Source organism: Paenibacillus cymbidii (genome assembly GCF_004764705.1).
Taxonomy (GTDB): domain Bacteria; phylum Bacillota; class Bacilli; order Paenibacillales; family NBRC-103111; genus Paenibacillus_AN; species Paenibacillus_AN cymbidii.
Map to the genome: position 1 here is coordinate 18,828 of NZ_SHLX01000032.1, position 12,859 is coordinate 31,686.

The window sequence follows — 12,859 nt, forward strand, 5'->3', positions numbered from 1 at the left end:
CAAGGCCACAACATGTTGGACGGGAGCGAAAGCCATGAAGAAAATCAGGGTTGGTTTGATCGGATTGGGGGAAGTGGCGCAGGTGATTCATCTTCCCGTCCTGAAGCAGCTGCAGGATCGGTTTGAAGTGACCGCCCTTTGCGATGTGTCGCCGGAGCTTGTTCGCAGCATCGGAAGCGACTATCCTCGCGCAGCCCAATATACCCAATTCGACAAGCTTGCGGGCGATCCGCATGTGGATGCCGTATTCGTGCTGACCAGCAACGAATATCATACGGAAGGGGCGCTTGCCGCAATCAATGCCGGCAAGCACGTGTTGATCGAGAAGCCGATGTCGGTTACGATCAGGGAAGCGGACGAAATCATCGCGGCCAAAAATCGGATGGGCGTTACCGTTATGGTGGGGTACATGCGCAGATTCGCCGCCGCCTTCGAGCAGGCGGTCGACAAGGTGCGCGGCATGAAGGAAATTACGTATGCAAGAGTTCGCGATCTTATTGGGCCCAACGCCTATTTCATCTCCCAGTCGTCCGTCGTGCAGCGCTTCGAGCTTCCGGGATGGGCTGTCGCCGATCGCCGTGAACGCGGCCGCAAGCTTGTGCGCGAAGCGATCGGCGAAGCGAGCGGCGAACTGGTGTCCGTATACCAGCTGCTTCTCGGTTTAAGCTCGCACGACATTTCCGCCATGAGAGAGATGCTGGGCTTGCCGAAGCGGGTCGTTTCCGCCGAATATTGGCGGGGCGGCAGATTCTACTCCGTGCTGTTCGATTACGGCGATTTCCGCGCCTTGTTTGAAACCGGCATCGACGAGCAAGGCCGGTTTGACGGGATGATCGAGGTCATGAGTCCAACCCAAACGGTCAAGGTGGATTATGAAACGCCCTATATCCGGCACCTCCCGGCAGTCGTTACCGTCTCCGAAACGGACGGCGACTCCTATCGGACGGAAGTATTGAGACCGACCTATCAGGATCCTTATACACGCGAATTGCTGCATTTCCACCGGGCCGTCACGGAGCGGCTGGAGCCCAAAACGTCGGCGGAGGATGCGCGGGAAGATCTTGTCCTGTTCCGACAAATTATTGACGCCATGCGTCAGCCCGGCAATGAATAGGAGGAACGTGGCGATGGACCAGTCGTATTCGTATCAAACGAGGCTGCCGGTATTTGCCGAAGCGGATGTCGTCGTAGCGGGCGGAGGGCCGGCGGGGATCGGCGCGGCGCTTGCGGCGGCGAGGAACGGCGCTTCCGTGCTGCTGGTGGAGCAAAGAGGATTTCTGGGGGGCATGGCGACCGTCTCGCTTGTTCCTGCCTATACGCCTTACTCGGATCAGGAAAAGCCGGTCATTCGCGGCATCGGCCTGGAAGTGCTGCAAGCGATGAAGGATGCCATGCAGCCGGGATTGAAGGAAGCGTACCGGGATATTGTCGACTGGGTGCCGATCGAAGCGGAAACGCTCAAGCTTCTGCTCGATGCCAAGATGGAGGAAGCGGGCGTTCGCCTTCTCTTCCACACGTGCATCAGCGACGTCATCCGCAGCGGCGACCGGGTGGAGGCGCTGGTGATTCATAACAAGAGCGGCAGCCATGCGGTCAAGGCCAAGTGGTTCATCGATGCCACAAGCGATGCGGATCTCGTGTTCCGCGCAGGCGGGAAGTTTCATAAAGGCGGCGAAGAGGGAGAGCTTCAGCCGGCGACGATGTGTTTCGTCCTGAACCGGTTGAATCGGAGCCGTTTCGAAGCGTTCACCAGGGAACACGGGAAGCTGAATGCGCATATCGAACGAGGCAAAGCCAGCGGGGAGCTGAAGGTTCTTCACAACTGGGCGGCCATTGCCTTTCACAATGAATCGACGTGCGGCTTCAATTTCGGCCATATCGCGGGGATTGACGGCACGAACGCGGAGGATTTGACCCGAGGGGCGGTGGAAGGCCGCAAGCTGGTCCACCATATTGCCGACTGGCTCAGACGCCACATTCCCGGGTTCGAAGAGGCGGTAGTGGCGCAAACCGGAGAGCAGATCGGCATTCGCGAAACGCGCCGGATCGTCGGGGACTATACGGTTACGTTCGACGATTTTACAACGTGCCGCTCGTTTCCGGACGATATAGCGCGCAACGCCTATTACATCGACGTTCATTTATCGAAGCCTTTGCGGGACGGCAAAACGTTTATCGACAAAATATACTTGCCGCCCGGCAAATCGCACGGCATTCCGTACCGTTCGCTCCTTCCCGTCGACTTCGCCAACCTGTTCGTGGCCGGGCGAAGCATCTCGGCGGATCGCACGACCCAGGGCTCGATGCGGGTGATGCCGACCTGCTTCGCCTTCGGGGAAGCCGCCGGCACCGCCGGGGCCTTGTTGACCATAGCCGGCAAGACCAATACGCGAGAGCTCGACATGGCCGTTTTGCAGCGCCAGCTCGTCAGGCAAGGGGCTTGGATCGGCGACGGGAACGACGCCAACTAGCATATGCTTTCGAAGCGGCGGTTGCTATCACAAACGCTTGGCATATGCTTTCGAAGCGGCGTTTGTTATCACAAACGCTTGGGAGGCGGAGCGCATGTTTACGCTCTTGATCGTCGACGATGAACCGTCGGTTCGCACGGGGCTGCGCGATTGCATCGAATGGAGTCAGTACGGCATCGAGGTTGTCGGGGAAGCCAACGACGGCGAGCTTGCGTTGCAGCTCGCCGAGCAGCTCCGGCCCGATCTTGTCATTACCGACGTTCGGATGCCGATTATGGACGGGATCCAGTTCGCTTATGAAGTCAGCTCCCGGCTGCCGGCGACCAGAATCCTGTTCATCAGCGGCTACGACGATGTCGAATACCTCAAGTCCGCGTTGAAAATCAATGCTTTCGACTACATGTTGAAGCCGGTTAACCTTGACGAGCTGCATCAGGTGCTGCTCGGCATTACGGGGACGCTGCAAAGCAAGCTGCGTCAGGATCAACGGATCAAAGCGATGCAGGAAAAGCTTCTGGAAAGCATGCCCGTGCTTCGGGAGAAATATGTGGTGTCCCTGCTGCGGGAAGCCCCGGCAACCGGGGAGCGGACGCGCGAGAAGCTGGAGTTTCTCGAGCTGAACTGGCCGCTCGAGGCCAATTATTGGGTCATGGTAATCGACATCGACGATAAACCCGAGCAATTCTTTCCCTTGCTCGAGCGTGACCGTCAACTGCTCGCCTACGCCATTCTGAACATTTGCCAGGAGCTAATCGACCGCCATATTCAGGGATATGTGATTGAATATGGAAATGGTGAATTTGTTTCGATTCTATGGGATACGCAACTGATCGACGAAGCGGAGCTGTTGTTTCGGGTTGCCGAAGAGGTGCGGGAAAATATCCAGCGATGGCTCAAGTTCAATGTAACGATCGGGATCGGCGAGAGGGTAGACGGCCCAAGGGAGCTTCACCGTTCCTACAGGATGGCGCGGGCGGCGCTTAACCAACGCTGGTACCTGGGCAAGAATCGGGTAATAGCAATGAACAAGATTCAGACGCCATCTCCTCATGCCCCCCAATTTGACGCCGCGGTGGCCGAGAAGCTGGAAGCCCTTATTTGCGCGGGAGACAGGGAAGGGCTGAACCGGGTTGTGGCCGACGTATTCCAGGAGCTCGGGAGCCAGCGCACGCTCCGGTTTAAATTCGGCTTGAATGCCGCCTTTCAAATGCTGCTGCTCGGCTCCCGCGTTTCCCTGGAGCTGGGGCTATGGAACGAACAGATGGAGCGCGATGAAGCGGAGCTATGGGAAGTTCTGCCTCGGCTGGATACGTTGCACGATGTACGGGAGCAGCTGACCGCCTATTTGAACGATATTGTCCGCGTTATCGTAGAAAAGCAAGAAGGAAAGAACGGCTATTACATTGAACTCATCAAAAAACATATCGAGCAGCACTATGCCGACAATTTGTCGGTTGCCCATATCGCGAAAGAAGTGTTTCTGAATCCGACGTATATGTGCATGCTCTTCAAGCAGGAGACGGGCGGCACGATTCACGAATATCTCTATTGCACCCGCATGGAGCAGGCCAAGCGCTTGCTTGCGGATCCGGGCAACCGGTTCTATGAAATCGCGGCGGCGGTCGGCTACTCCGATCCGAGCTATTTCAGCAAGCAGTTCAAGAAGTATACGGGGTTGAGTCCTTCCGCCTACAGGGATCGCTTCTTGTAAAGGTCGTTCAACAAGCCGCAAGCCGACTTTTTGGATACGCATTGATTGCCGGGGGTTGAGAGAGATGCCATCCGATTCGACTGCATGGAAAGAATGGACCGGCCGATGGCTCCATTGGCTGCGATCGGCCAAATGGTGGATCGTCGGCTACCTCTTTCTGATCGTCCTTCCGGGCGTGATTCTGCTTAACTTCTTCGATCGGCGATCCAATACGATTCTGGAGGAAGAGGTTACGCGCTCCATGCTGCAAACGATTCGACAGGCGGGCCTCAATGTGTCCTATCAATTCAACCGGGTTGCGGACGTGTCCAATACGCTGCTGATGAATACAAGGCTCCAGGACGATCTGTTTCATAGCCAGAACCAGGCGGAAATCGGCCCTGTCATCGATTATTACAACGAAATGGATGCCATCCTCTTATCCGCCAAAACGTCGGCGGATATTTTCCGCATTCGACTTTTCGTTCATCCCGGCAGTTTATTGACCGGAGAGCAAGTTCATTTTTTTTCGATCGCGCAGCTGGAGAGCAAGCCGTGGTACCGCCAGGTGACGCAGCGAAACGGAGCCATCTATTGGACTCCGTTGTACGAGGAACGGTTTATCGATCAAGGAACCGTACCGGTTCTGTCATGCGCGCGGATGCTGCGCAGCTTCCGGCAATTGGACCAGTCTTACGGCGTGCTCGTTGTGGATGTGCAGGCGCAGGTCATCCAATCGATTCTGGCCAATATCGGGTCCCCCAACGAGCGGCTGTATATGGTCGATCAAGAAGGCCGGGTCGTATACGACGCCGATCGGTCGACCATCGGTACCGAAACGAAAATTCACGAATCATTGGCTTCCCGCGGGGAAGACGGCATTGTGCGGTTCAAGCTTGCCGGCGGCGAATCGACTTATGCCGTGTTTACCACGCTGGGCCCAACGGGCTGGAAGCTGGTAAGCGAAGTGCCTGCCGAGGAAATTTCGCGAAGATCGGCCCAGTTAAATCACTATTCGGGCATCGTAAGCTTCGTCTGGCTGACCTTGCTGTTTGCCCTGCTCCTGTTTATTGTGACTGCGTTTATGCTGCGGCAAATGAGCGACCGGGTGCGCCGGATGATCGGGACGATCCGTCGGGGCGGCATTTCGCAGCTTCAAATGCCGGTCAAGCAAGGCCCGGGAGGCAGCGTCAAGCGACTGGAGCAGGACGTGGCCCACTTGGTCGGAACCGTGGGCAAGCTGATGGAGGAAACGTATCTTTCCCGAGTGCAGGAACGCGAGGCGCAATTGCGGGCCCTGCAAGCCCAGATCAATCCGCATTTTCTGTACAATACGCTGGATACGATCAACTGGATGGCCATTCGCCGAAAAGTGCCGGATATCAGCGCCATGATCGGATCGCTGGCCAATTATTTTCGATTGAGCTTGAACAAGGGGCGGGATACGGTTTCGGTAGCGGACGAACTGAAACTGGTCCAGGTGTATCTGGACATCCAGCAAAGCCGGTTTACGGGCGAATTCGACTATCGCCTGGACACGATTCCGGGGCTGGAGCGATTCTCGATGCCCAAGCTCATCCTGCAGCCGATCGTCGAAAATGCGGTTATCCATGGCATCCACAACTTGCGCGACCGCAAGGGCGTTATTACCGTCGCGGTCAGGTTGTCCGGCGATTTGATCCAGTTTGTCGTCGCGGATAACGGGATCGGCATGAAGACGGAGCGCATCCAAACGATGCTTCGGGAAGAACCGGACGGCACAACCCGGTCATTCGGCGAAAGCGGTTCCTCCTACGGTCTGATGAACGCCAAAGAACGGCTGAGGTTGTTTTTTGGCGAGGGGTTCGGCATTTCCTTCGAGTCCGAGCCCGGCAACGGGACAACCGTGAGCCTGTGGATTCGTGCAAAAGAAAACGTTGCCGGCGACGGACCGTCGCAATAGCATAAGATAAGGAGCTTGACGCGGATGGATGCGATGAGTGTATTGGAAGTGAACAACGGAAGCATGGCCGGTCCGAAGCCGCTGGTCGTCGTTTGCCACGGCTGGACGGGGCAGAAGGAGAACATGCTGGATATGGCGGCCCGCTTCGCAAACATCGGTTGCTTCGCCGTATCGATCGACGCTTGTTATCACGGGCAACGCAAGCGGCGCGAAGGCGATCCGCCGCTGCTGGAAGCGATGATCGAGACCGGGCGCGAACTTGACGAGCTGATTGACAGGTACAGCGATCATCCCCAGGTGGATGGGAATCGTGTCGGACTGCTCGGAGTGTCGATGGGAGGCGCGATCGTCCTCAAATATTTGACGCAAACGAGACGGTCGGTCCGGGCCGCCGTATCCGCCATTACGACGTCGGTCTGGTCCGACATTCTCCATAACGCGGAATTGGGAGAAAGATTAAGGAGCATGGAGGCTGACATTAGCAAGCTGGAGGCGCTCGCGCGCGACGAGCAGCCGATCAACCGGTGGTCGGCGATTCCGAATATGCCGCTTCTGCTGCTCGCAGGCGACGAGGACCCGCTGGTGCCGCTTCCGCATGCGGAGCGACTGAGCGACCTGCTCCGGAGAAGGGACGGGGAGGATAGCTTGATGAAGCTGAGCGTATATCGGGGCGTCAAGCACGACTTCACGACGGAGATGGCTCAGGAATCGATCGAATGGATGCGGCGGTTTGTGTGAGGCTGCTTCTTTCGCAATCGATCGGGGGCCAGACCTTGCGGCCTCGGTGGCCATCGCGGCCCGACTTGTGTCGGGCCGTTTGATTTGGCCGGGGCGGGGGAATCCTAGCGGTATCGTCATTTGGAACTTTACCCGACGGGAGACTTGCCCATGGCTACACTTCGCTGCCAGGCGCCTTTCGCTCGCCACCGGATTTTGCTCGTCACTGTTATGCTGCTCCTGTATGCCTGGCTCCTGCTGGCCAAATCGCCGACCGACCGCTCGGACTGGTGGCTGGAGAACGTTCCGCTGCTTGCGTTTCTGCTCGCCATGGCGCTGACGTACCGCAAATTTGCGTTCCGCACCTCGTCTTATGTGCTGATGGCGATCTTTTGCCTGCTGCATGCCGTTGGCGCTCATTACGGCTACCAGAACACGCCGTTCGATACGTGGCTGCGCGCTCACATGGGGGTGCAACGAAGCATGTACGACCGCGTGGTGCATACGGCGTTCGGGCTGTTCCTGGTTGCGCCGCTGCTCGAAATCGCCAGCCGAGCGGCCAAGCTGCGCGGCGTGTGGCGCTATATTTATGCGTTGGCCGTTCTGATGGCGGCCAGCGCGCTGTACGAAATCGCCGAAATGGCTGTGGCGCTGATCGCCAATCCGCAATTGGCCGGTCAGTACCTCGGCTTGCAGGGAGACGTGCTCGATACGCAAAAGGATATGCTTTCCGCGCTCTGCGGAGCTGCGGTTGCCGCCTTATTCCTGGCGCTTCGCCAGTGGCTCGGCAGGCGGCATAACCGGCGCGAACATGATATAGTAGGAGGGAATGCGGCAAACGAAAGGTGAGCGAAATGGGGAAGTCCAAATATTATGTCGTCTGGGTGGGCCGGACGCCGGGCGTTTACCGGACATGGGCGGAATGCCAGGCGCAGGTGGCCGAGTTCCCGGACGCCAGGTACAAGTCGTACGAATCGCAACAGGAAGCGGAGGCGGCGTACCGCAAAGGCTGGAAAGCGTCGTTCGCCGCGGCGTCCAGGCCGAAAGCTTCCGCTGCGGCAAACAAGCGGGCGGCCGGCGAAATCGATTACGACAGCATTTCCGTCGACGTCGGCACGCGCGGCAATCCGGGGCCGGTCGAATACAAGGGCGTCGACACCCGCACGGGAGACGTGCTGTTCTCGTACGGCCCTATTGCCAAAGGCACGAACAACCTCGGCGAGTTTCTCGCCATCGTCCATGCGCTCGCTTATTTAAAGCAGCAAGGCAGCAGCAAAACCGTCTACTCCGACTCCCGCAACGCGCTCAAATGGGTTGGCGAGAAAGCGGTCGCTTCTTCGCTCGTGCGCGACGAGTCGACGCGCGAGATTTGGGATCTGGTCGACCGCGCCGTCAACTGGCTGCGCACGAACCGATACGACAACAAGGTGAAGAAGTGGGAAACCGACGCGTGGGGCGAAATCAAAGCGGATTACGGACGGAAGTAACGAACAGGGAACGGCGGCACTGTCACGAGGAGATGGCGGTGTCGCTGTTTTGCCATTTTCCCGATTGGCGCTTCGCCTTCTTGTGCCTTATAATGCTCCTATATGCATGTGGCTAATCGGTCCGGCGAAAGGGGAACACGGATGAAAACCGTAACCGTACAACATTTGGTGGATCGCTTTCAGCTCGAGGTGCTGGCGGGCAGCGGCCAGTTGCAGCGTGAAATTACGAAGCCGCGGGCGCATCGTCCGGGACTCGAGTTTGTCGGCTATTTCGACTTTTTCCCGCATGCGCACGTTCAGGTGCTCGGCAGCAAAGAAATTACGTATTTGCACAAGCTGACGGAAGAAGAACGCAATCATCACATCGGCAACATCGTCAATTATCATCCGCCCTGTTTCGTGGTCACGCGAAATTTGGAAGGGCTTAAATATTTGCAGAAATATTGCGAGGAAGAAGGCATCCCGCTGTTGCGTTCGCCGCTGCCGACGGCGCGGTTTCTCGATTTGACGGACGCCTTTTTGTCGAAAGCGCTTGCACCGGAAATCGCCGTTCACGGCGTTTGCGTCAATGTGTCGGGCATCGGCATTTTGCTGCGCGGCAAGTCCGGCGTCGGCAAAAGCGAAACCGCGCACTCGCTGATCCGCCGCGGTCACCGGCTGGTGGCGGACGACATCGTCATCCTGAAGAAAACCGGACCGGAAACGATTCTCGGCACCCACGACGGCAAAACGAAGGAGTTTCTCGCCTTGCGCAGCATCGGCCTGATTAATGTGTCGCGGCTTTACGGGCGCAGCGCCTTCCAGGACGAAACGCGCATCGTGCTCGATGTCGAGCTGACCAAATGGCAGGACAACGCGCTCTACAACGAACTGGAGCTGGAGCAGAAATTTACGGAATACATGGACATCCGCATCCCGCATATCGAAATCCAGCTGCAGCCCGGCCGCGACGTCGCGGGGCTGGTGGAGGCGGCCGCGAACAACTGGTACTTGCGGCAGCAGGGCTACTCCGCGGCGGAAGATTTCATGAAGCGGCTGGAAATGCCGTAATGTTACGTTTTGCCGGGAAACGTGGTAAGATGGGACTATTGAAAATGGCGGGAGAATAAGGAGGCACCATCCATGTCGCAACACGAAACGGACGAAAACGAACAAGCCGCCAGAGAGCAGCACGAAGCCATCATTGGCCTCTTCCGGCTTGTCGAGCATATACTGGACTCGCAATTCGAAGATTACCAGGTGCAGAGCAACATCGGCCAGCACCCGATCTACGGACCGATGTACGCATACGGACTGATCAAGGAAGACAAGGTATACGCCTGCGGCTTCTTCGCTACGGAGCTGATTCCGCGCTTCCAGGAAGGCAACGACCCTGCCGGGTATGTCGAATCGTTCTTCGTCGACATGATTCGCGAAGGCGACAGCCGACCGCTGCCGCAGCCGCCGCAGACGGAAGACGAAGCGAAGGCGCTGTTCGATAACGTCATCGTGCCTTACTGCGCGAAGACGGTGCGCGCGGAATTCGAAGAAGACACCGTGTACGTTGATCTGGACGTTCACCCCGAGCACGGGCCGGTGCTGGAAGCGGGCTTCCCGTTGTTGATCGAAGGGGTCAATACTTGCGCGATGCCGCTGCAATTTTTGCTTGCGCTCTACCTGCTCAACCGCGATCCGGCCGACCCGTTCATCCAGGCGCTATGGAAGCTGAAGGACGAGCGGAAAGAGGAGCTGGACCGGGCCAGATTGGTATAAAAGCAGCTCATCAGGCCAAGGGTGCTTTCCCGCCCTTGGTTTTTCTTTTCACAAGGAGGATACCGGACAACTATGGCAACGATCGAAGATTGGAGCAAATTGGACATTCGCATCGGCACAATTGTCGAAGCCGCGGCGTTCCCGGAGGCGCGCGTGCCGGCGATCAAGCTGCGCATCGACTTCGGCCCGCTCGGCGTCAAACGCTCCAGCGCGCAAATTACGAAGCGCTACGAACCGGAAGCGCTGATCGGGCGGCAAGTGGCGGCTGTCGTCAATTTTCCGCCGCGGCGCATTGCCGGGTTCGAGTCGGAGGTACTCGTGCTCGGCGGTGTGCCCGAACCGGGAGACGTCGCGTTGCTCGCCGTCGATGCGCCGGTGCCGAACGGAACGCCCGTCGCGTGACATTATGCATAACGCTACGTTATGTTGCAAATAGCCTGCCTGTTTTCTGAAAAACGCGCAAATATAAGGTCGGAAATGCCAAAGACATGGCGTACTTTGTCACAACAGGCGAAAAATGCGTTAAAATGGGACTATCTTGCGAGGAAGCGAGGGGTCCCCTTTGACGTTATCTCAGGTTATCGTGCCACTTTTTACCCACTTCCTGCCGATGATTTTTTTCGTCTTCATGCTGATGGACGTCATCGTGCGCAATCGCAGGAGCGCCGAGCATCGGCTGGCGGGCGGCATTATTTTGTGCTGCATGCTGATGTTTACCGAGGAGTATGTGCGGCAAATGCTGCCCTTGTCCTACAGCCCGATGATTTCCGTCATCTGGTTCAGCACCGCGGGCATTACGATCACGGGTTTCGGCTTGCACTTGTTTATCAAATTGGCCGGACTGGAGCACAAGATGCCCCGGTACTTGTATCCGGCTTTTTGTTATGTGCCGACGTTTCTTGTTATCGTCAACTTGTTGGTGAACGACCAGATGATTTCGGGCAACGAGTTCCACGAGGCAGGCATCTGGAAGCTGCCCGTGTACAACGAAGCTTATTACATCGCAATGGTCGGCAGCAACCTGTTCAATCTCGCTTATGTAATGATTTTGTCCAAAGGAAAGAAGCATGCCGTCTCCGCGGAGCATGGCGCAATATACAACGAGCTTATTCTTGGCGTGGTTGTGACGGCGTTTTTTAATCTGCTGATCGGCCTGATCGACTTCAAAGGCTGGTTGCCTCCGTATCCGTACATTTACGGCGGCTTCGCCTGGTGCGTGCTGCTTCGCCGCACGATGCTGAAGTACGATTTTCTCAACCATATCGACAAAAGATACGAGCGGCTGTTCAACCTGAACCCCGCGGCGATCATGCTGATGGATGTGCACGGGAACATGAAGGAAGCGAATCCGAGCGCCAGGCAGCTGTGTCGGGAGATGAAGCTCGACTATACCCGGTTTTTCGCCATTCTGAGCGAGGATGTGAAGCGGCGGATTCGGGCGAAGGAAGACATCGGCAATTGCGAAATGACGATCGATATCGGCGGCAAACAAGTGGATGTGGTTCTGGACGGCGACTATGTGCTGGTGGACAATCAGCCCCATCTCATCCTGATTGTGCGCGACGTTACGCAGGAGAAGAAGAACCAGCGGGAAGTGACGTTTCTTGCCTATCACGACCCGCTGACGAGGCTGCCGAATCGGCGTTATTTCAACGAGAGCCTGAACGCGGCGATAGAAGGCGCCGAACGGCACGGACATAAACTGGCCGTCGTGCTGTTCGACATCGACCGCTTCAAGGAGCTGAACGACAAGTACGGCCATGCGGTCGGCGACCAGGCGTTGTCGCATCTGGCGTCGATCGTCCGCGAAGCGATGCCGCAGGGCGGCATGGCGGCGAGACTGGGCGGGGACGAGTTCGTGTTGTTCCTCCAGCCCGTCGCATCGGCGCAGGCGGTCAAGGAACTGATCCAACGGCTGCAGCGGGAACTCGAAACGAACAAGCTCATCGTCGACGGCGAATGGATTCCGATTCGGCTCAGCATCGGCGCCAGCTTCTATCCGGGCAACGGCTTGGACAGCGACGCGCTGCTCAGCAGCGCCGACAAGGCGCTCTATCACGTCAAGCAGCGCGGCCGCAACAGCTTCCATATGCTGCCGGAAACGTCGTAAGGGCATAAGAGCCGGGCCAGGCCCGGGCTATTGGCTCAAATAATCGTCCAGGTCGCGATTCGCTTTGGATTGGTTGCATTCGTTGCAGGCGCAGACGCAGTTGACCGGAGTCGTATGCCCGCCTTTCGAGCGCGGCACGAGATGATCGAGCGTGTCGCCGGGGCCGCCGCAGAAGAAGCAGATGCGGCCGTCCCGATCCAAAATATAATCGCGGAATTCCTTGTTGCTGAACAGCCGCCGGATCGTATGCGGGCTTACGACGACGGCGGCTTTTTCCCGTACGAGCGTAACGGCCGTTTCCATATCCGTCGGCTGAAGCCAGCGTTTGCCTTTATCCGTGCGGCCGCGCATGCGGACGACGCCGGTGCGGTCCGGCCGCAAGGCGCGCAGGTCGAAGCCGGTGGACGGGATGGCGAAATCCGGCTGCCCCGGGAGCGGCCGGATCGTGGCGCGGCGCGAAGGACGCGGCGCGTGGGCGTGCGTGTGCGAGATCGGTACGGCGGCGGCTTCTTCGCCGACGGGAACGCCGACGGCTTGCCGGCACGTTCTGCAGGCGCCGCGGCGCTCGCCCGAACGGCTTCTGCGCCCGGTTCTGCGTTTGAATTCCTGCAGCGGCCGGGGCACTCCGCAGCGCGAGCATATTTTCATGGCCTTGTCGGTGGTGCCGGCGTTCGTCATGGGGCTGTCTCC

General features: G+C 57.9%; 12 protein-coding genes. 11 read left to right on the top strand and 1 reads right to left on the bottom strand.

Annotated features, from left to right (window positions below):
* Nucleotides 1–34: 34 nt before the first annotated feature.
* From EXY20_RS31120 to EXY20_RS31170, 11 genes are all read left to right on the top strand, one after another.
* Nucleotides 35–1,114, top strand: a complete 1,080-nt coding sequence (locus tag EXY20_RS31120; protein ID WP_135556326.1) for a Gfo/Idh/MocA family protein — start codon at nucleotides 35–37, stop codon at nucleotides 1,112–1,114.
* Between the two features lie 13 nt (nucleotides 1,115–1,127).
* The gene (locus EXY20_RS31125; protein WP_135556327.1) at nucleotides 1,128–2,471 is read left to right on the top strand and encodes an FAD-dependent oxidoreductase; all 1,344 of its coding nucleotides are present in this window, start codon (nucleotides 1,128–1,130) and stop codon (nucleotides 2,469–2,471) included.
* A gap of 94 nt (nucleotides 2,472–2,565) precedes the next feature.
* Nucleotides 2,566–4,182, top strand: a complete 1,617-nt coding sequence (locus EXY20_RS31130; protein ID WP_135556328.1) for a response regulator — start codon at nucleotides 2,566–2,568, stop codon at nucleotides 4,180–4,182.
* A 64-nt stretch (nucleotides 4,183–4,246) separates the two neighbouring features.
* Complete coding sequence (locus EXY20_RS31135) at nucleotides 4,247–6,103, top strand: cache domain-containing sensor histidine kinase (RefSeq protein WP_135556329.1); 1,857 nt, start codon at nucleotides 4,247–4,249, stop codon at nucleotides 6,101–6,103.
* A 24-nt stretch (nucleotides 6,104–6,127) separates the two neighbouring features.
* A complete protein-coding gene (locus EXY20_RS31140) occupies nucleotides 6,128–6,841 on the top strand; it encodes an alpha/beta hydrolase family protein (protein ID WP_135556330.1) in 714 nt (237 codons plus the stop codon).
* Between the two features lie 150 nt (nucleotides 6,842–6,991).
* The gene (locus EXY20_RS31145) at nucleotides 6,992–7,669 is read left to right on the top strand and encodes a DUF2238 domain-containing protein (protein ID WP_135556331.1); all 678 of its coding nucleotides are present in this window, start codon (nucleotides 6,992–6,994) and stop codon (nucleotides 7,667–7,669) included.
* Between the two features lie 5 nt (nucleotides 7,670–7,674).
* Nucleotides 7,675–8,307 carry a ribonuclease H gene (gene rnhA, locus EXY20_RS31150; protein ID WP_135556332.1) on the top strand — a complete coding sequence of 211 codons (633 nt, stop codon included), beginning with the start codon at nucleotides 7,675–7,677 and terminating at the stop codon, nucleotides 8,305–8,307.
* 141 nt (nucleotides 8,308–8,448) lie between these two features.
* Nucleotides 8,449–9,357 carry an HPr(Ser) kinase/phosphatase gene (gene hprK, locus EXY20_RS31155; protein ID WP_135556333.1) on the top strand — a complete coding sequence of 303 codons (909 nt, stop codon included), beginning with the start codon at nucleotides 8,449–8,451 and terminating at the stop codon, nucleotides 9,355–9,357.
* Between the two features lie 72 nt (nucleotides 9,358–9,429).
* Nucleotides 9,430–10,059, top strand: a complete 630-nt coding sequence (locus EXY20_RS31160; RefSeq protein ID WP_135556334.1) for a hypothetical protein — start codon at nucleotides 9,430–9,432, stop codon at nucleotides 10,057–10,059.
* Nucleotides 10,060–10,131: 72 nt separating this feature from the next.
* Entirely contained in the window at nucleotides 10,132–10,461 is a 330-nt protein-coding gene (gene csaA, locus EXY20_RS31165; RefSeq protein ID WP_135556335.1) for a chaperone CsaA, read from the top strand.
* Between the two features lie 160 nt (nucleotides 10,462–10,621).
* The gene (locus EXY20_RS31170) at nucleotides 10,622–12,169 is read left to right on the top strand and encodes a sensor domain-containing diguanylate cyclase (RefSeq protein WP_135556336.1); all 1,548 of its coding nucleotides are present in this window, start codon (nucleotides 10,622–10,624) and stop codon (nucleotides 12,167–12,169) included.
* Between the two features lie 27 nt (nucleotides 12,170–12,196).
* Here EXY20_RS31170 and EXY20_RS31175 read toward each other — a convergent pair whose 3' ends face one another.
* Nucleotides 12,197–12,847, bottom strand: coding sequence for an HNH endonuclease (locus EXY20_RS31175; protein WP_135556337.1), 651 nt, complete (start codon nucleotides 12,845–12,847; stop codon nucleotides 12,197–12,199).
* Nucleotides 12,848–12,859 lie beyond the last annotated feature (12 nt).

Excerpts from the sequence above, each read along its gene's own strand:
- rnhA (WP_135556332.1), top strand. The coding sequence starts at position 7,675 with ATGGGGAAGTCCAAATATTATGTCGTCTGGGTGGGCCGGACGCCGGGC.
- EXY20_RS31135 (WP_135556329.1), top strand. The coding sequence starts at position 4,247 with ATGCCATCCGATTCGACTGCATGGAAAGAATGGACCGGCCGATGGCTC.
- EXY20_RS31120 (WP_135556326.1), top strand. The coding sequence starts at position 35 with ATGAAGAAAATCAGGGTTGGTTTGATCGGATTGGGGGAAGTGGCGCAG.
- EXY20_RS31160 (WP_135556334.1), top strand. The coding sequence starts at position 9,430 with ATGTCGCAACACGAAACGGACGAAAACGAACAAGCCGCCAGAGAGCAG.
- hprK (WP_135556333.1), top strand. The coding sequence starts at position 8,449 with ATGAAAACCGTAACCGTACAACATTTGGTGGATCGCTTTCAGCTCGAG.
- EXY20_RS31140 (WP_135556330.1), top strand. The coding sequence starts at position 6,128 with ATGGATGCGATGAGTGTATTGGAAGTGAACAACGGAAGCATGGCCGGT.
- csaA (WP_135556335.1), top strand. The coding sequence starts at position 10,132 with ATGGCAACGATCGAAGATTGGAGCAAATTGGACATTCGCATCGGCACA.
- EXY20_RS31130 (WP_135556328.1), top strand. The coding sequence starts at position 2,566 with ATGTTTACGCTCTTGATCGTCGACGATGAACCGTCGGTTCGCACGGGG.
- EXY20_RS31175 (WP_135556337.1), bottom strand. The coding sequence starts at position 12,847 with ATGACGAACGCCGGCACCACCGACAAGGCCATGAAAATATGCTCGCGC.
- EXY20_RS31125 (WP_135556327.1), top strand. The coding sequence starts at position 1,128 with ATGGACCAGTCGTATTCGTATCAAACGAGGCTGCCGGTATTTGCCGAA.
- EXY20_RS31145 (WP_135556331.1), top strand. The coding sequence starts at position 6,992 with ATGGCTACACTTCGCTGCCAGGCGCCTTTCGCTCGCCACCGGATTTTG.